This is a genomic window from Gilliamella sp. B3022 (genome assembly GCF_028751545.1).
Taxonomy (GTDB): Bacteria; Pseudomonadota; Gammaproteobacteria; order Enterobacterales; family Orbaceae; genus Gilliamella.
This window is the reverse complement of sequence record NZ_CP071867.1, coordinates 61,511-79,150: the sequence shown is the minus strand read 5'-3', so window position 1 is coordinate 79,150 and position 17,640 is coordinate 61,511. Positions and strand designations below refer to the sequence as shown.

Annotated in this window: 18 protein-coding genes; 16 read left to right on the top strand and 2 right to left on the bottom strand. The window is 35.3% G+C overall.

Features of this window, described 5'->3' with window-relative positions; all coding sequences use genetic code 11:
- Positions 1-186: 186 nt before the first annotated feature.
- Positions 187-1,107 (bottom strand): siderophore ABC transporter substrate-binding protein, encoded by a 921-nt coding sequence (locus J4T76_RS00340; RefSeq protein WP_267340729.1) that lies wholly within the window; start codon positions 1,105-1,107, stop codon positions 187-189.
- A gap of 168 nt (positions 1,108-1,275) precedes the next feature.
- Between J4T76_RS00340 and J4T76_RS00335 the strand changes: the two genes are divergently transcribed.
- From J4T76_RS00335 to J4T76_RS00275, 13 genes are all read left to right on the top strand, one after another.
- Positions 1,276-3,249 carry a TonB-dependent receptor domain-containing protein gene (locus J4T76_RS00335; RefSeq protein ID WP_267345691.1) on the top strand — a complete coding sequence of 658 codons (1,974 nt, stop codon included), beginning with the start codon at positions 1,276-1,278 and terminating at the stop codon, positions 3,247-3,249.
- Between the two features lie 1,595 nt (positions 3,250-4,844).
- Positions 4,845-5,612: a hypothetical protein gene (locus tag J4T76_RS00330; protein WP_274460488.1), complete on the top strand. Its 768-nt coding sequence runs from the start codon at positions 4,845-4,847 to the stop codon at positions 5,610-5,612.
- Entirely contained in the window at positions 5,605-6,765 is a 1,161-nt protein-coding gene (locus tag J4T76_RS00325; protein ID WP_267354891.1) for a hypothetical protein, read from the top strand. The genes J4T76_RS00330 and J4T76_RS00325 overlap by 8 nt, the downstream gene beginning before the upstream one ends.
- Before the next feature lie 11 nt (positions 6,766-6,776).
- Positions 6,777-7,193: a hypothetical protein gene (locus tag J4T76_RS00320; RefSeq protein ID WP_267345695.1), complete on the top strand. Its 417-nt coding sequence runs from the start codon at positions 6,777-6,779 to the stop codon at positions 7,191-7,193.
- 13 nt (positions 7,194-7,206) lie between these two features.
- Positions 7,207-8,277, top strand: coding sequence for a major capsid protein (locus J4T76_RS00315; RefSeq protein WP_274460468.1), 1,071 nt, complete (start codon positions 7,207-7,209; stop codon positions 8,275-8,277).
- 9 nt (positions 8,278-8,286) lie between these two features.
- Positions 8,287-8,613, top strand: coding sequence for a hypothetical protein (locus tag J4T76_RS00310; RefSeq protein ID WP_267340736.1), 327 nt, complete (start codon positions 8,287-8,289; stop codon positions 8,611-8,613).
- Between the two features lie 4 nt (positions 8,614-8,617).
- Positions 8,618-8,995 (top strand): DUF7370 family protein, encoded by a 378-nt coding sequence (locus J4T76_RS00305; protein ID WP_267340737.1) that lies wholly within the window; start codon positions 8,618-8,620, stop codon positions 8,993-8,995.
- Positions 8,988-9,332, top strand: coding sequence for a hypothetical protein (locus tag J4T76_RS00300; protein ID WP_267340739.1), 345 nt, complete (start codon positions 8,988-8,990; stop codon positions 9,330-9,332). The genes J4T76_RS00305 and J4T76_RS00300 overlap by 8 nt, the downstream gene beginning before the upstream one ends.
- 1 nt (position 9,333) lies before the next feature.
- On the top strand, positions 9,334-9,702 hold the full coding sequence (locus J4T76_RS00295; RefSeq protein ID WP_267340740.1) for an HK97 gp10 family phage protein: 369 nt from the start codon (positions 9,334-9,336) through the stop codon (positions 9,700-9,702).
- Between the two features lie 2 nt (positions 9,703-9,704).
- Positions 9,705-10,070 carry a phage tail termination protein gene (locus tag J4T76_RS00290; RefSeq protein WP_267340741.1) on the top strand — a complete coding sequence of 122 codons (366 nt, stop codon included), beginning with the start codon at positions 9,705-9,707 and terminating at the stop codon, positions 10,068-10,070.
- A gap of 63 nt (positions 10,071-10,133) precedes the next feature.
- Positions 10,134-10,637 (top strand): hypothetical protein, encoded by a 504-nt coding sequence (locus tag J4T76_RS00285; RefSeq protein ID WP_267356247.1) that lies wholly within the window; start codon positions 10,134-10,136, stop codon positions 10,635-10,637.
- Positions 10,638-10,645: 8 nt separating this feature from the next.
- On the top strand, positions 10,646-11,293 hold the full coding sequence (locus J4T76_RS00280; protein WP_267363263.1) for a DUF6246 family protein: 648 nt from the start codon (positions 10,646-10,648) through the stop codon (positions 11,291-11,293).
- 61 nt (positions 11,294-11,354) lie between these two features.
- Positions 11,355-11,972: a type VI secretion system-associated protein TagO gene (locus tag J4T76_RS00275; protein WP_267356283.1), complete on the top strand. Its 618-nt coding sequence runs from the start codon at positions 11,355-11,357 to the stop codon at positions 11,970-11,972.
- Between the two features lie 25 nt (positions 11,973-11,997).
- On the opposite strand, the gene J4T76_RS00270 is transcribed toward J4T76_RS00275, so the two are convergent.
- Positions 11,998-12,414 (bottom strand): hypothetical protein, encoded by a 417-nt coding sequence (locus J4T76_RS00270; protein ID WP_267356285.1) that lies wholly within the window; start codon positions 12,412-12,414, stop codon positions 11,998-12,000.
- Between the two features lie 338 nt (positions 12,415-12,752).
- Between J4T76_RS00270 and J4T76_RS00265 the strand changes: the two genes are divergently transcribed.
- The 3 genes from J4T76_RS00265 to J4T76_RS00255 all read left to right on the top strand — a co-directional run bounded on the left by J4T76_RS00265 (position 12,753) and on the right by J4T76_RS00255 (position 17,632).
- Positions 12,753-13,514 carry a BRO-N domain-containing protein gene (locus J4T76_RS00265; protein WP_267363266.1) on the top strand — a complete coding sequence of 254 codons (762 nt, stop codon included), beginning with the start codon at positions 12,753-12,755 and terminating at the stop codon, positions 13,512-13,514.
- A 239-nt stretch (positions 13,515-13,753) separates the two neighbouring features.
- The gene (locus J4T76_RS00260) at positions 13,754-17,035 is read left to right on the top strand and encodes a tape measure protein (protein ID WP_267363268.1); all 3,282 of its coding nucleotides are present in this window, start codon (positions 13,754-13,756) and stop codon (positions 17,033-17,035) included.
- A 48-nt stretch (positions 17,036-17,083) separates the two neighbouring features.
- Complete coding sequence (locus J4T76_RS00255) at positions 17,084-17,632, top strand: hypothetical protein (RefSeq protein ID WP_267340742.1); 549 nt, start codon at positions 17,084-17,086, stop codon at positions 17,630-17,632.
- Positions 17,633-17,640 lie beyond the last annotated feature (8 nt).

The following is a 17,640-nucleotide window of genomic DNA, read 5'->3' as shown; positions in this document are numbered from 1 at the left end:
AATATTTTTTGATATTGTTTTTAATTAACAAAATAAAAAGCAGTTATGATAATATTGCGTATGATACCAAAATTTTAGAATGAATGTGAAGAACAATTACAGAATTAATCAAGATAGTCACATAATAAAAAAGCCCTTAATAACTGCATAAGGGCAATATGAAGTTAAACAACTAACTTAACAATTTTAATTTAGACCGTTAATTACTTCATCAATTTGGCGATTTAAACTTTCCGCACCGCCACCAGATAAATACCAAAGATCTGGTGTAAGATAAACCACTTCAGTTTTGCTTGTAGCTAATACTTTTGCATCAAAGAAATCATCTTTCATCGCTGTCTGACCAATTGCTTTGCTACGGTCAACGACATAAATAATATCGGGTTTAATAGTACTAACGTAATTATTATCAATAAAAATTGGTTTTGGTTTATCACCAGCATTCATTGATTGAATAAAAAATGGAACAGCGCGTTTTACTTTTAAAACATCATGAATTAATGCTGCACTTGAACTTGCATTAATCAAAATCATTTTACCATCGTTATGGATTGCAACAATTGCTTTTTTGGGATTTGATTGAGCAACAGATTGAGCGTTGGTTATTTTTATATTAAGAGCTTGAATTAGATTACTGGCGTTTTGTTTGGTGTCGGTAATCTCAGCTAATACATTAATGTGATTTTTGGTTGATTCAAGGTAGTTTTTTGCATCTACACTTAAATTAATTACAGGGGCAATTTTTGATAATTCTTTAGTTCGACTAGCTTGACGACCATCTATAATAATCAGTTGTGGTTTAGCTTGTTTAATTGCATCTATACTTGGTTCTTTCATATTACCTGTGTCAGCAATGTTTGCATTTTTATACTGCTCAAGATAAGAAGGTAAAACAGAGAGAGGGGCTCCTACAACAATTGAACCTTGACCTAAAGCATCTAAAGTGTCTAGCGCACCATAGTTCATTACGACAACTTTACTGGGCGACTTAGGTACTACAACAGTTTGATTATTATCTGTAGTTACCGTCATTGAAGATTGGCAACCCGTTAATCCTAAGACAAGTGCAGCTAATGTGCTCAATAATAATTTTTTCTTGGTATTCATGTTGGTTCCTTTGATTATGATGCAAATGATAACTATTATTATTTAAAGCGTATAATTTGTCTAGCAATAAATAATTTTTTGAAAAGATATTGATAACTATTCTCATATGGTATATTGTACATTTGGATTGAGGTTGAAAATATCAATATAAATAATAGGGTTATATAAATGAATACTAAATTCAAATTGGCAATACATGTCATTAACACCGGTCTTTTATTGTCATTGTCAGACATAGCTATGGCAGTAAGCAATAAAGACACTGATACCATGGTGGTGACAGCATCAGGATTTTCACAACAAATCAAAGAAGCACCAGCAACAATCTCAGTAATCACGCCAGAAGAAATTAGCAAAAAACCTTATCGTGATGTGACTGATGCACTTAAAGATATTCCTGGTGTTACAATTACTGGTGGCGGTGATTCGACCGATATTAGTATTCGAGGTATGGATGCCAAGTACACTTTATTATTAATTGATGGTAAGAAAGTTAGCACTCGTGAAACAAGACCCAATAGTGATAATTCAGGTTTTGAACAAGGTTGGTTACCTCCTTTAACCGCTATAGAGCGTATTGAAGTTGTAAGGGGACCAATGTCATCATTATATGGTTCGGATGCTATGGGTGGAGTAATTAACATTATTACAAAGAAAGTCTCAAAAGAATGGCATAATGGTTTACGAATTGAATCAATAATTCCTTACCGTGCAGATGAAAAAAATACCTATACTGGAAGTTTTTCCACCATGGGACCTATTATAGATGATATTTTGGGTATACAATTATATGGTCAATATAGCAAACGTCATGAAGATGAATTTTTAAATGGTCATTCAGAACAAAAACTACGAAGTATAAATGGGAAATTATCGCTTAATGCTTCTGACTCACAAAAATTTGATTTAGATTTTGGTCGTACCCTACAAAATAGTAATGCATCAGCAGGAAAAACAAGACCTATTAGTCGTGGTAATTTCGATCGAGATAATCGTCGAAACTCTTTTGCTTTAACTCATAATGGTCTATTTGGTGATGTATCTACGACATCTTTTATTGCTCATGAAGGGAATAATAACCCAGAAAGAAAAATGAAAATTCGTAATACTGATGTTGACTCACGTATGACAATCCCATTTTCAATCAATATGTTAACCATTGGCGGTACATATACTTATCAAGAGCTTCATGATAATGGCAATCAGTTAAAGAAAACTTTAACAAAAATCGATCGTTGGAATTATGCCTTGTTTGCTGAGGATGAGTTACGTATTTTAGACAATTGGAATTTAACATTGGGCCTTCGCTATAATAAAGATGAAAACTATGGTCATAACTGGAATCCAAGGGTTTATAGTGTCTGGAATATTGATGATAACTTTACTATAAAAGGTGGCTATTCAACAGGATTTGCACCACCTCAACTGCGTCAAGTTGTCTCAGACTGGGGACAAGTTACCGGAGGTTCAGGAACAGGTAATAAAGGGATGATAATGGGTAATCCAGATCTGAAACCTGAAAAAACGAATGAATTCGAAATGGGTATTGGTTATACCAATGAATACGGTATTGATGCCTCTGCAACAGCCTTCTATACCAAATATAAAGATAAAATCCAATCCTATTATATTTGCCGTGGTACAGCTGGTTCAAAAAATTGTCAAATTCCTGGATATAAAGAAAAATTCGATTTTGTACAAGGACGAGAAAATGTCGATAAGGCCGATCTTAAAGGTCTTGAATTTTCATTTAAAACACCATTGTTTACTAATTTCTTATTAAGTTCCAATTACTCTTGGATCAAAACTGAACAAAAAACCGGTAAAAATAAGGGTAAACCTTTGAACCGTACACCTAAACAAAAATTTAATACTCAGATTGATTGGAACATAACACAACATTGGGATTTATGGACTAAGGTTGCATATTATGGAGCAGAAAATACAACGGATCGAAGTGGCAAGAAAATTGAATATCCAGGTTATACTTTCTGGGATGTAGGTGCATCTTTTCAAATAAATAAGAATACTAAGGTTTATGGTGGTGTTTATAACTTATTTGACAAAGATGTTTCTAACGATGACTTTGGTAAATCTCTAGAAGGTCGACGTTACTTCGTGGGTACCGAGATTAATTTCTAAGTGAATTGAATTCATAATTATTTACTATAATACAAAGATGACTATTCAAAAAGTCATCTTTATTACTTGTGCTAAATTCCATTCTATTTATTCTTTTAATAAAGAATAGAATTTATGTTCAATAATTTATAATATGGTATAGCAAAGTTTTAAAGGGTAATTTAAAACTAATTCTAACATATTAATTTAAATCAGTATTATAAATTTTATAATTTGTTTTTGAACGGTAAAAACTTAAGTTATTTATTAAAATCGTCATAGCTATAATGTTTAACTCAGCTATTTTTAATTACTTAAATAGCTAATAAGTGCTATAAATATCTTGATTCTAAAAATTAATTAGAAAAATGGTGGAAATTTTATAGTTAATATTTAAATATAAAACAAAATGTTATAACTTGAATGTTCCCTGTGTAAGCAGGGATAAACCGTGTTCGGGGAAATCTGTTATTCAAATTTTATTAGTGCTTTTTTATACACAGGGATAAACCGTTTTTGGCTGAGTATTCTGTTGACGATAACAAGTGTTCCCTGTACTAAAATGGATAAATCGATGAGGGGTCCTCTGCATATGCCATTCTTCCTCTTAATGTTTCCAGTTTACATGAATAAGTTAAAAAAAGTACTGATGTCAGTGAGATTAACTAAATCAAGCAGATAGAAACAATGGTTGAATAAATGTAGAAGGGTGTAATAAGACCTCTTTTATGAAAGCTCTAATTAAAAAATTGATTAGTAGATAACAGGGTATACAATAATATTGTTTTCATTGATGTAAATATGAGTTCATAATTACAATAGTATTAAATGGTTAAGTGCTGAATTTATGGTAAAAACACAAAAGAGTTCGAAATCCATTTTTAAATAAAACTAGTAATTTTATTAATTAGCGCAGTTTTATTCGTTTACAAATAAATTTTTTGTGTTAACTCGTGATGAGAATAACTTGAAAATATTGATTAAAACTTCGTTAAAAATGGATTTTATTACTATAAATTAAATCCTAAGGTCAATTTTTTCCATTCTTGTAATCTTCCCAATACTTACAGGTCTATTCTCTATTTAATCAAAAAATTAAATAAGATAGCCAAAACTAGTCTACTCTCGATTTTATTTTACGTCAGTTTCAACCTAGCAAGGTAACAGTGGAATAATAGCTCACACAGATAGCTGTATCTATGATAAATATAGAGGTATAGCTCAAATCCATAACCGCTTAAGATATAAAGTATCACTTCCATTAAATTGGAATTCAGAGGAATCGATAGCAGGATCGTAGTTGTTAAATGTATAACAATTATCGGATATTTTTTAAAGTCAATTAGAAGTATAGATTTATAATAATATTCATATATGATAAAGGATGCTATTCATATGGATTAGGTGATTAAGTTTTTGAAAAATAGGTTTTAACAATAATTGATTTGAATAAAGGCAAATTATTATTTATTTCACCTCAGTTTTTCCCCTTTATTAAAATTGTGATGAAGATTAATTCTTTTGAAGCCTTTTCGCATAAGGCTTTAGGATGGTACGCCCGGGTGGACTCGAACCACTGACCCTCATCGAATCAAGGTTACATCTTCCGTGAAGGTGTGATTTATCAAGCCAATTCAAACTATATCTATGACATTTTGCCAAACGACTTAGAAGCGTTATTGGCAATGGTTCAGGACATATTAGACGAATACTTGCTTGAGGGTGGGCGCGATGAATTTTGGATGTTATCGACAATTGAGAACGAATACCAGCGGGGCACTCACTCCGCCTATACTAATTTAGCGCAGCAATCCGCTTATTATGCAGAGCAAACAGCCTTTGTAACTTTATTGTCAAGACCTGCATACCTAAATCAAATTAAACAAGCCTTTTTATTAACTTTCAGCGACTGGAAGGGATTAACCGAAGCTGCAAAAGCAGATTTATGCCATGTTTTAGCTAGCGCTATAGCAAGATGTATCAATCCAAGAGAAACCGCTCAAATTATCAGTAAACGACTTGATGTTTCAATGTCTAAAGCTAAAGCTTTAGCTCAAACCGAACAATTAAGAGGGTATCGTCAATCCATTTGGAATGAAACTGAATGGACTACTGAAAGATTAGGTTTGAGGGTCGGCTTGTTGCATATGTCTGCAAAACTTATAACCAGCCGATTAACTCATGTTTATTGGGACGGAAGAATAAGAACGGTTGAAGAGGTGAGGAATTGGTATGAGGAGGGCGGCAACGCCTTTAATTGCCATTGCTCGCAAATACCGATATTGCTCAATGAAAAAGGTGAGCCTTTTAATAAATTTGTAATAGAGAAACTTAGTAAGGAGCGTGAAGAATGGCTCAAAGAGAGGGCAAAAACTGATGAATAAAGTTACGGTTAATGTGCTTTCGGTTATTAATAAATCATCAAAAATCACGAAAGAATCAATCAACAATAAAGAGCATTTTATCATTCGCGATGTCGTCCCAGTTGTTGATGATGTTGTGATGAATAATGGTTTATATCCGAAAGATGAAATAGACAAAAGTTATATGTCAATAAACGGCAACTTGATGCCAATTGGACACCCTAAAGTCAATGGTCAATTTGTGTCGGCAAGCAATGCTAAAGCTATTAACGAATATTACGGTGGTGCATGGGCTGAAAATGTCCACAAAGATAATGACAAAGTGTTACTTGATTGTTATGTGGATATTGAATTTGCAAAAAATCACGAGAAAGGCAAGCAACTTCTAAATAGGTTAGAAAGCATGATGAATGGTGAGGATGCTAATCCTATTCATGTATCTACTGGATTAATTCTAAACAAGGTATATCAGTCTGGAAAATCAAAGGGCAAAGCTTATGATTGGGTGGCTACTAATATGCATTTTGACCATGTGGCTATCCTTCTGAACGAACAAGGCGCGGCTACTCCAAGCGAGGGAGTGGGCATGTTCGTGAACTCAGATGGTGAATATCAGATTGAGAATGCCAATCTAGATGATTTAGAAGCAACACCCTCCAACTTATTATTAACAATTCAGAATACATTATCTGAAGCGCTAAAAAAATTCAAATTTAACAAAAAAGAGGAAATAGACCCAATGAAAGAGAAGATCTTACAGGTGTTAAGCGCCAAAGGGATTAAAACCGACGGCTTAGATGATGAGCAGTTATTAACTGCACTTAACGAGCAAGTCGCTAAAGAGGCTATCGATAAAAAGAAAACTGATGAAGATGAAGAAAAAAAGAAAAAGAAGGATGAAGAACAAAATAGCGAACAGACGCCGAAATGGGCTAAGACGCTAATTGATAAAGTTAATATCCTAGAGCAGATAGTAAGTGTAAATGCAGCAGCTGAAGAAAAAACCATGCGTGAAGCCGTAAAAGCTGCGTTTGGTATACCAGAAACAGCCGTCAATGAGATTAAAGGCGATGCTCTGAGTGCGTTATATGCGAAATGTCAGAAATCAGTACCAGTTAATAGCGCCTACAGTGCATCTAACAGCAATCAATCAATCTGCGAAATGCCAGAATAAGGAGAATTTTAATGACTAAAAGAGTTATTCATGCGGGTGGTGTATTCCCTAACCCAACGTTAAACCGCGAAGGTAAAGCTGCTGTTAGTTTTATGCCTGGTACGATATGTATCTTTGAGAACGGTAAAGTTAAACCAGCTTTAGATGATACAGAAGAAGGCATTAAGTATGTTGCTAACTATGATTATCTACGTGGTAAAGACGTAAAAAGCGCAATTAAATTAGGAGATTGGGTTGTTTGTATGCATCCAACTCAAGGCACGTTTTACAATGTTACCGCTAATGCTGGTGTTTATAAAAAAGGTGACCCATTACAAATTATCGAAGGACAAGTAACGATGGGCGGCGATGCGTCATCTCAATTTTTTGCAGAAGAAACAATCACTATCACAACAGCTGGTGATTTACTGCGTGTTGTAGTGAAGTAAGGATAATTAATCAATGTTTTATTTTTCTAAAAAAGAAGCTGAAAAACGGGGTTTTGTAGATTCTCAAAATGCTCAATTTGCAGCATTAGCCGAAGCAAGGCGGGCGGGGATGCAATCGGTTGCCGACTTTATCAATCAAAGCCGAGGTAATAATAACGCTAATGATTACCTGAATGTAACTAATGCAATTGATGATATTAGACGCCTATATAAAGCTCAAGACGCTGTTGTGTTAAAGGAGTTTGAGCCAAACACTGAATTTACCGTGTTGAATGATTTAATGGGCTTCTCTCGTTCTGTTCGTATTGATGAATCTGTCTATGAATATGCTAAAACAGGCGGTGGCGGTAGTGCGCATACTTCTATGTCAGGTCAAGTCGGTGCGTTATTAAATGCAACTATCTATGCTTTCGATGGAACTATTGTTCCAATTCATGATACAGGTTTCAAATTCCCATGGCGTGACCCTATTTTTGGTAAAGGCTCAGCATTGCAATCCTTAGCGGATGCGCAAGAAAACTCAGTAAAAATTGTTCGTCGTAAATATGTTGATTATATCTTTGACGGTTTTAAAGATGAAGATGGTAATTTTATCGTGTTTGATAAAAAAACTTGGAAAGGTTTTAAATACGATGAACGAGTTCAACAAGTTACCTTAGCTTTTGATTTCGCCAATAGCAAAGACCCAGCCAAAATTCGTGCTGAAGCCATCAAACTTCGCGATGCTTTAAAGGTTTCTAATAAGCAATACGCTAAACAAACTTGGTACGTTTCTGCGGAGATCATGTCGAATTGGGAGCAATACTTTGACAGCAACCAAATTCGCACCGTTTTAGAAGAAATTAAAAAACTTTCAGGCATCGAAGATATCAAAGAAGATAGCAAGTTAACAGGTAATCAAATTCTTATTATTCCTTTAGGAGCTGGCATTATTGCTCCAATTGTTGGGCAAGCGTTTGGTACTGTTGCCGATCCTCGACTTTATTATAACTCTGACTATGTTTGGCGCACATGGGGTGCTGCTGGAATAATGGTTAAAACCGATATTAACGGCAATCATTCTGTTATTTTCGCATCAAGTTAAGGAGTAATAATGAAAGTTAAAGTACTAACAGCCAATATTATGGTTGACTATAAGAAAGTTGAAAAGGGGCGGGTTATTGACCTGTCAAAAGACATCGCAGAACGATTTATTAAAGCAGAACTAGTTGAATCTATTGTTGAGACCACAAAGGAAAAAGTTGAACCACTTATTGTGATTGTCGATGGAAAAGAGTTCAATTTAGCTAATAAAACAGGAAAAAACCTCGCCGAATTTGCAACGCAGTATAAATTAGAGGGTCAACGCAAAGAAGAGACAGTGCAAGAGTTTGCTGAGCGTCTTAAGGCTGAATACGAAGCCAGTCTAACAAAGGAGTAAATAAATGTCTCAACTTATAGATAAATCAGAAGCAAAATCCTTTATCTCTGAGTTGGGCTTTTCTATTCCTGATTCAGTATTAGAACTATTAATTGAACAAGTTGGCAAACATGATGCTTGCTTATCTCAATACGGTAATGTCACGGCAAAGCTATTGTCGTTATATGCTGTTGCTAGATTGGCTTCATTGTCTGGTGCAAGGAAAATATCATCGCAGGGTTCGCCAAGTGGCGCTAGTCGTTCATTTACATACGATAACAATGGCACGGACTATTTACTAACTCAGATTCGGGCATGGGATAAAAATAATTGCCTGTCGGATTTACCGTTAGATAGTGGACGCGTGGGCTTCTTTGCAGTTGTTGGAGGTTGTAATGAGTAGCGCAGCTAATTGGGCATATACAGCTATAGCTACGATTTGGCGCGCTTCTGGCGTAAATGAGTATGGCGCTAAGGTCTTTCATCCTCCAGAGCTAATTTATTGCGATTATGGTCTTGAGTCTGCAACTAGGTTAGGCGATATCGGAACAGGGTTTGTTATTAAAAACACATTCTGGACTGAATACGCTTTAGCCAATGAGGGTGATTTTATCTTGATTGGTAAATTCACGGAACTTGATCCAATCAGAGCTGGCGCAGATGAAATTAAGCACATTGCTCGATATGCAGACACATTCGAGCGACTAGCGGATGATTATACATTGATAACAGGAGTTTGATATGGGCATTAAGGTTAGTGGTGTTAGAGATTGTATAAATCGATTAAATACCATAGTTGGTGATGTTCAAGCTAGAAAATCAGTAAGAGCCATACAGTCTGCCTTATTGATCGGTGGTACCCGTGCTGCATTATATACGCCGATTGATACCTCAACACTACTCAATAGCCAATATCGTGAAATGTTCATAAATGGTAATCGCTTAACGGGTCGCGTTGGTTATTCGGCTAATTATGCAGCATATGTTCATGATCCGAATCGCTCAATGAAATTTAAGCGATCAACTGCTAAAAAAGAATTCTTGTATAAAGGGTTTGAGGATGAAAAGGCAACTATCGACCAAGCTGTCCGCAGGGAGATGAAATTGTGAAAATGTACAAGCGAGTAGCTGAATATCTCAAAAATGCCGGATTATTAGGTGGCTTTGAGGTTCAGTATCTAAAATGGCGTGATACGAAAAATAAAAGCAGCAAGTTCATTGTATTTCGACCCAATGGCGGTTCAATACTTAAAACCGATTTAGGTAATGAGTATTACACGTTAATAGATTTAATCGGCGCAGTAAATGACATTGAAACAATAGATAATGACACATCGATAATAGCTGATTACATCAAAAACAATCCTTACACCAATAGCACAGGGCTTATTCAGATAGTAGGAGCAATCCCCTCACCGGTGGCAACTGAAGAGGACAGGCTTGTTTATCGATTAATGGTTTCATGCAGATTTGGTTAGTAATTTAGAAAACAATTTATATCCCGCCTTGAGCGGGATTTTTTATTTTATAGGAGTTAAAAAATGGCAGAATGTTCAGAACAAAACAGCCAATTATTTGGCGCTGCTGTAGTTCTTGAGGTTTGTGACGGATGCCCAGACAAAACCCCAAAAGAGGCTGATTGGAAAGCTTTAATGGCTGGGAAATCCAAAGGTATTGATTATGGTCCTAATACGGCGACTAGTGATGCAGATGATCAGGGCGGATTTGCTGAGTCTATCGTCATCAATGCTGATATTGCTTTGTCATTTGAGGGTGAAGTCAGAGTTAATGACAAGTTGGATCAGTATGGTTTCTTCAAATTAGAGCGTTATTTTACCACTGAGTTAGCTAATAAACGTCAACCTAGTTTGTGGGTGCGATTGATGTATGGCGAAAATACTTTTGTTGCATATATGAATATAACTTCACTGAGTTGGAATGGCGGATCAAATGATATTGTATCAGCTTCACTTGAATTTAAAGTCGCTTCATCTAAATCAGTTAAAATTACTGGTAAAATTCCTACGACTCAATCAACTAAATAAGGCTATATATGATTAGAACAGACATAGGCGAAATGGTTATTTCAATTAAAAAAAATGGGTCATTGAGCGAAAAAAAAATTAACTATGTATTCACTCCCTCATTCGAAAATTTATCACAGCTTGGCGAACCATTTGAGATAATTAACGCCTATACTGTTCTGCTTTCTAATCAAGCCTACGAAGCGATAACACGGTTCAAAGAGCTAAATCATTACGTAACTAATTACATTAATGAAAAATTAACACTTCAACTCAATGTTGCTAGAAAGGTTTTGACCTGTTGTTGTTCAGCTGACGTTACTCAATTGTTAGGAAGTAAAAACAAAAAAGGGCTCATCCCAATTCACGATATTTTATTAATAGCTAGGAGTTTACTTGAATATGGCGTGGCTGGAAGGGCAAAAGTTAGAATATCGCAGCGAAACGAAAATAAATCGTACTCATCAGAATTTAAAATTACCGATTATATCAATAACGCAAGGGTTCATCTTGGATTGTCATTAGATGATGCAAAAAAACTAACAATGACCGAATACATCATGTTAATGGCAAACAAATATCCTGATAAAGATGGCTTCACAAGAGAAGAATACGACAAAACCTTAGCGGATTATGAAAAACGACGTCGAGAAAGACTTGCTAAAGCCGCTGAATGATGGTTTTTATTGCTCCAACCCTTTAAATAACATACTATTAACGAAAAATTAAGGAGATAGTATGAAAAAGATCTTATTCTGTATATTAATGTTACCGTTTTTTGTTTTTGCTGATGATAAGTTGCAGTCAAAAATTGATTCATGTAAATCAATGCTGAATAAAGATGAACGCTTGAAATGTTATGATAGTTTGTCTAATGTTGAAACTATAGTAATACCCATACAAGGTATAGGGCAATGGGGAATCTTTAAAGATAAATCGCCAGTAGATGATAGTTTATCTATATATTTAAGCTTAGATGCTAATGATTATATAAATGTTGGTTATAAAAAATTTAAACCTAGTCTTATTATTAGATGCAGGGAGAATGCGACATCAGTTTTTATTAATTATGATATTTTTTTAGGTAATAAACCAATTAAGCCTTTAACTAGACTTGATTCTGAAAAGGCTGTTTCTGATGTGTATTGGGGGACGTCAACTGACCATAAAGCCATTTTTTATGATAGCTTATTAGGCGAGGGAGAAGCATCAATAAAATTTATAAAGAAATTACTAGATAAAAATAAATTTTTTATTCGTGTTACTCCATATAGTGAAAAACCAGTGGATGCTACGTTTGACTTAACTGGTATCGATGAAGCTATAAAGCCGTTAAGGGCTGTTTGTGGTTGGTAGAATAAAGCCCAAAAGGGCTTTGTTGTTATTTATCTTGTACCGCGCTGTCTACTACAACAACTTTAGTCATTGAAAAAAGAGGTGTTATTTCCATAATTCCACCATCAGTTTTTCTTGCAAATATAAAAGGTTTATAACCAGTATATCCGCCATAAGAATTTTTAGCGTTTACATCGACCTGAACCATCCAAAAGACAGTTTTTGTTGATGCACTATATGCTCTTACTGGTTTATAAAAAACAAATTTTGCTGAATCAGGATCTTTTAGTGAGGTAGCAAAAAAATTGCGTATTAGTGATTTATAATTAACTGGCAACTTTTCAGGATGTGAATTGTCAATTTCTTCTTGAGTTAAGGTATAATAAGTTTCTTGTTTTGAGGTAGTACATCCGGTTAAAGCAAAAACGCCCAAAAATATAGCTGTAAATAATAGTTTTTTCATAAATTATTTCCTAAATAGTTTCCAGTAAATTGATACTATTTTATTTCCATAAATAAATCAATACTATCAACCGTTAAATTAACATAGCAATAAATTAATATTAGTTGACTTTATTTGTTAAATTAATATATATTCTAAAAAGGTGCTCAAAACACCAAGCGACAAGCGGAAACCGCGCCCGATAGAAATGCGGCTTTTTTATATCCAGATTTTATGATCGGGAGTGCGACTAATAAAACACCCTCGGGGGAATACGTCCGCTGACTTGTTGCAGTTTTGAGCTCCTGATCGCCCTACTCAAAATAGGGTTAATAATAAAAATCAACAAGGATATAGCTATGACAAATCAATTAATGTTTCACAGCACGACTGTGCAGTCAGTCAATCACAATAATCAAATTTGGATCACATCTACCGAGCTTTCAAAACTGTTAAAATATTCCGATAGTAAATCTGTAACAAAGATTTATAGCCGAAATTCTGACGAGTTTACCAATAAAATGACAATGGTGGTCAAATTGACTACCAATGGAATAAACAATAGCTTACGTGAAAAATCTGTCCGTATTTTCTCTCTTAGAGGTGCACATTTAGTCGCAATGTTTGCTAATACAGAAATAGCCAAAGAAGTAAGAAAATGGTTACTTGATTTAGCAGATAAAGAAATCGGTATAAGTGAGACTATTTCACTCGAACAACAACAAGCAATCCAACAAGCTGTTAATGAAAGAGTTTATAGAACAGGAGAAAGACATCAAGCGGTTTATTCAAAGTTTCATCAGCAATTCAAAATACCACGTTATCAGGATTTACTAGCGAATAAATTTGAGGAAGCGATTAAGTGGCTGGGTGGTATAACACTGAGGGATTATAAGTCAGTTAATATTGATAATTTAAAACGACAATACAATTATATAGGAACAATTCAGGAATATTATTACAGAATATTTGATTTATATAATGATTGTTTAGCTGATTTTTTAGAGAAAAACAGCCCACATCTTCACTACAATTTTTCAACAGCACTTAATAAGATACAAGTTAATCTGAGTTTATCAATGAATTTTGTTCGTGGTGAATTGCCAAGAATGAATTGCTAATAGTTTGCTGAACACTACAAAAATTTATTTAAGCCGCCTTCGGGTGGTTTTTTTATGCTTGTAAAGATCTGTTTTACAAGTCCATTCAATATTTAAATTCAATTCATAACAATGCCTATCACAAGGCAATTTTTTAACCAAGAGCTTTACAGAATGAGCCTATGAGAATGACAGTTAATGTCGAACTCTTGGGGCTGTCTATTCTGTGTGACTTAGGCTCATTCTATAGAGGACATAAAATGGCTCAATATACAGAAGGGGATATCACTTACACCGTTTCACTTGAAATGAAAGAGTTACTGGAAAATTCTAGAAAAATCATGCAGGAAATGAAAGAATTAAATAACAGTGGTTCTAAAGCTTCTAAAGGTCTTGACAAGCTTGAATCTTCCGCTCAAAGTGCTGGAAATTCTCTGGGTAAATTGACAAATATTGCTAAGGCTGTATCTGCTGCGCTAGTATCAAGTACAGTTATCGCCTACGCTCAAAGCTGGAATGAGCTAGAAGACCGCATACAAAATACTGGCGCAACGGCGTCACAAACTAAAGATATTTTAGATCAACTTTTAGTTACTTCAGATCGTAACGGTCGTACTATCGAAGAGTCGGCCGAGCTGTATATCCGTCTTTCTAACTCTATGGGTGAGCTGGGTTATAGCACACAAAGTACAATATCTTATATTGATACTCTATCAAATTTGATGACTATCAATAAGACAAATTCATTGAGCGCAGAATCAGCCACCAACGCATTAACCAAAGCGCAGATGAAAGGAAAACTTGCTGGTGTTGAAGCAATGACTGTCTTTAATGCAATGCCTAGTATCCTTAAAACGCTTGGGAAACAGTTAAATAAGACTGAAGCGGAAGTGCGTAAAATGGCTAGCGACGGTAAGCTATCTATGTCTGAATTTACTGAAGCCATGATCGCTGCGCAGGAAGAAACGGCTGCACTTGCCGATAACATGCGAAATACTGTCACTGACGGTATTAATCGTGTAACCAACAACCTCAAAAAATATTTTGGTGAGCTTAACAACTCCACAGGTGCGACTAAATTACTCGTAGATTCGTTGATTCTAATGTCTCAGCATGTCGATATTTTGATGACTGGAGTCGGCGCACTTGCTGCTGTTTATGCAGGAAAATACATCACATCACTAGCTAATGCGACTAAGCAAAGTGCTGAGAAAGTGATTGAAAATATCAAACTAGCAACATCTGAACGAAATCTAGCAAAAGAAGAGCTTAGATCGCTTGAGATAGAAGGCAAAAAATTAACAGCTAGACGCAATGAACTAGTTGCTTTAAAAGCTGTCACAACGTCAAAGATTCAATTAGCAGCAATTGAAAAACAACTTAATAATATCGATAAACAGCGAACTGTATTAATAGACAAAGAAGCTTTAGCGCAAACAAGATTAGCATCTGCAACGAAATTATCTACTCTTGCTGCCAATGGTTTGAAAGGGGCAATGTCGTTATTAGGTGGTCCAGCGGGTATGTTGTTCCTCGCGGCAGGTGCATTGACAATGTGGTCAAGTAAAATTGATGAAGCTAAGCAAAAATCATTGGAACTCGGCGATAAAGTTGATCAGTTACGAGAAAAATACAAATCTTTAAATCACGAACAAAAAAAGCTTGAGCTATCAAGATTAAAAGTTGATATTGATAAAACAAAAGAAAGCATTGACGAGCAAACTATAGCTGTTGAATTTCTCAAAAAAGAATATGAACAATACAAGCGCAGAGCTAAGGGTAGTTTGAGTAGCATATTTACATCACAAGAGGGTTTAAATGAAGCTCAAAATAAATATCTAGAAGCAAGTGATAAACTAAAAAAATCTCAAGAAAATTTAGCAAAAGCAGAAAAAGCTCGAAGTGATATCGAATCTGGAACAATCGAAAAAACAAATGAGGCGACCGAGGCAAACAAAAATCTATCAAAAAGCTTGGATAAGACAACTAAAACTAAAATTGATGAAAAAATAAAATCTCTTTCTACTGAGCTTGAAATTTCAAAAATGAAGCTTAAAGGAGCTGAAAAAGCAGCTTATATTTATGAAAATGCCTTAAGTGAGTTAGGCAGTGAATCTGATAATTATAAAGTTGCTTTACTGGGATTGATAAACGGCACTGCGGAATGGGCTGACATGTCCGAAGAAGTAAGAAAAGTGTTAGAGCCTTTACTTAATGCGCTAGGTAAAGCCTTTGATGTCAATGAAAAACTTAATGCAAGCAAAAAAAGAGGAAGCAGTTCAACCAAGTCATACGCCGAAGAAGTTAAAGAGCTTAGCGATAAGTTAGAAGTCGCCAAGCTCGAAGCAAAAGGCATGACCGTTGAAGCTGAACTTTTATCAATCACTCAAAAAATGGGTAGCAAGGTTACGGCTGAGCAAACAGCAAAACTCAAAGAGCTAATTGAAACCTCACAAGCCTATAAAGAGCTTGGCTCATTAAAAAGCCCGATTGAAGTTGAAAACGACTCGTTTAAAAAGTCTAAGAATTCATTAGATAAACTTCAAAAACTTGGTGAAATAAAAACTCAAGAAGAATATAACTCTAAGCTTGAGCAATTAGAGCAACAACATCAAATAAACATGGCTAAAATTAAGTCTGAAGCCGTTGTATCTAAAGTTGACGACGCTGTAGCACAAGTTGACCCCGTTCAAGCATTGAAAAATGAGAAAGATAAAAAGCTAGCTCTTATCCAAGAATTTGCACAACAAGGGTGGATGATAGAAGAAAATGCTATTGCGCTTCGTGAGGCAGCTAATCGTCAGTATGAACAAAACCGCATCAATGCTCAGTGGGAAATATGGCGCAATCAAAGCGATGCTAACGAGTTTTTGGCATCATCATTAGAGGGACTAGCAAGTAGCGCAACAAATACGATATCAGGGCTGATGTCAGGTACAATGACAGCAACGCAGGCAATGCAGAACTTTGCTAATGTTATTCTAAATGAAGCCATCGGGTCACTTGTTCAAATGGGTATGCAATACGTTAAAAATGCTATTGTAGCAAAAACAACATCAGCAGCAACTACAGCTACACAAGTGGTAGAAGCGGCGGCATTGACTGCCGCATATACGCCAGCAGCTATCCAAGCCTCGATTGCAACGCAAGGCGCAGCAGCAACAATTGGCACTACCTCATATATGACAGCTATGGGCACCATGAAAGCAGCAGCCATTGCGGGTGCACGTAAAAATGGTGGTCCAGTAGATGCTAACTCAATGTATCGAGTAGGTGAGGGTGGCAAGCCTGAAATATTAATGCAGGGGGGTAAACAATATTTAATACCGGGCGAAAACGGACAAGTGCTCAGCAATCGGCAAATAACATCAGGTAGAGTTGGTTCAAACGTCAATCTTACTATAAATATGCCGTTAAATATTGGTGATAATGGCGGAATGTCCGAGCAAGAAGGACGGCAGCTAGCTAAAAACATGGAGCAAGCAGTACGAGCGCAGATTATGAAAGAACAAAGACCAGGCGGACTACTAAATCGTCGTTGATTTAATGGGTGAATTTTCATACTATTAACAAAAAATTAAGGAGATAGTATGAAAAAGTTAGTTATTTTTATTTTATTTATTTTGATATTAATATCAGCATTTTTAATTTATGTGGCTGCCACTATTAGTGATAATGATGTTTTTTTGTATGACCTGAAACAGCGTTGCTCATTTGCAACAAAACAAAGAATGGTATCGCCGTCTTCTTATAAAATTTTAGATTCGTCTTTATCCAGTAGAAATTATTGGAGCAACGACAGGATTGAACAATATTTTTCAGGAAGTGAAGCGATAAGAGCTTTGAAAGATGATTACAATGATCCTCAGAATTTTTATGATATAACAGCTATAGTTAAATTTTCCTCCAAAAATAAAATGGGGGTTGATTTAGTAGGATATTCTTCTTGTGAATATTTTATTGCTAATACCTACAAGCCAATCATTGTTGATGTAGGAGGTATAGATATAGATGGGCACGTTTTTAGTAAAGACAGTTTGGATTATATGTTTGCTGAGTCAACCTTAAAAAAATATACGCCTGAATATTCATTAATGGATAAAATAAAAATGCTAATGAATATGGAATTTAATTATTGACTATCAAC

Excerpts from the sequence above, each read along its gene's own strand:
- J4T76_RS00325 (WP_267354891.1), top strand. The coding sequence starts at position 5,605 with ATGAATAAAGTTACGGTTAATGTGCTTTCGGTTATTAATAAATCATCA.
- J4T76_RS00340 (WP_267340729.1), bottom strand. The coding sequence starts at position 1,107 with ATGAATACCAAGAAAAAATTATTATTGAGCACATTAGCTGCACTTGTC.
- J4T76_RS00315 (WP_274460468.1), top strand. The coding sequence starts at position 7,207 with ATGTTTTATTTTTCTAAAAAAGAAGCTGAAAAACGGGGTTTTGTAGAT.
- J4T76_RS00320 (WP_267345695.1), top strand. The coding sequence starts at position 6,777 with ATGACTAAAAGAGTTATTCATGCGGGTGGTGTATTCCCTAACCCAACG.
- J4T76_RS00255 (WP_267340742.1), top strand. The coding sequence starts at position 17,084 with ATGAAAAAGTTAGTTATTTTTATTTTATTTATTTTGATATTAATATCA.
- J4T76_RS00305 (WP_267340737.1), top strand. The coding sequence starts at position 8,618 with ATGTCTCAACTTATAGATAAATCAGAAGCAAAATCCTTTATCTCTGAG.
- J4T76_RS00280 (WP_267363263.1), top strand. The coding sequence starts at position 10,646 with ATGATTAGAACAGACATAGGCGAAATGGTTATTTCAATTAAAAAAAAT.
- J4T76_RS00300 (WP_267340739.1), top strand. The coding sequence starts at position 8,988 with ATGAGTAGCGCAGCTAATTGGGCATATACAGCTATAGCTACGATTTGG.
- J4T76_RS00335 (WP_267345691.1), top strand. The coding sequence starts at position 1,276 with ATGAATACTAAATTCAAATTGGCAATACATGTCATTAACACCGGTCTT.
- J4T76_RS00310 (WP_267340736.1), top strand. The coding sequence starts at position 8,287 with ATGAAAGTTAAAGTACTAACAGCCAATATTATGGTTGACTATAAGAAA.
- J4T76_RS00295 (WP_267340740.1), top strand. The coding sequence starts at position 9,334 with ATGGGCATTAAGGTTAGTGGTGTTAGAGATTGTATAAATCGATTAAAT.
- J4T76_RS00275 (WP_267356283.1), top strand. The coding sequence starts at position 11,355 with ATGAAAAAGATCTTATTCTGTATATTAATGTTACCGTTTTTTGTTTTT.
- J4T76_RS00285 (WP_267356247.1), top strand. The coding sequence starts at position 10,134 with ATGGCAGAATGTTCAGAACAAAACAGCCAATTATTTGGCGCTGCTGTA.
- J4T76_RS00290 (WP_267340741.1), top strand. The coding sequence starts at position 9,705 with ATGTACAAGCGAGTAGCTGAATATCTCAAAAATGCCGGATTATTAGGT.
- J4T76_RS00260 (WP_267363268.1), top strand. The coding sequence starts at position 13,754 with ATGGCTCAATATACAGAAGGGGATATCACTTACACCGTTTCACTTGAA.
- J4T76_RS00265 (WP_267363266.1), top strand. The coding sequence starts at position 12,753 with ATGACAAATCAATTAATGTTTCACAGCACGACTGTGCAGTCAGTCAAT.
- J4T76_RS00270 (WP_267356285.1), bottom strand. The coding sequence starts at position 12,414 with ATGAAAAAACTATTATTTACAGCTATATTTTTGGGCGTTTTTGCTTTA.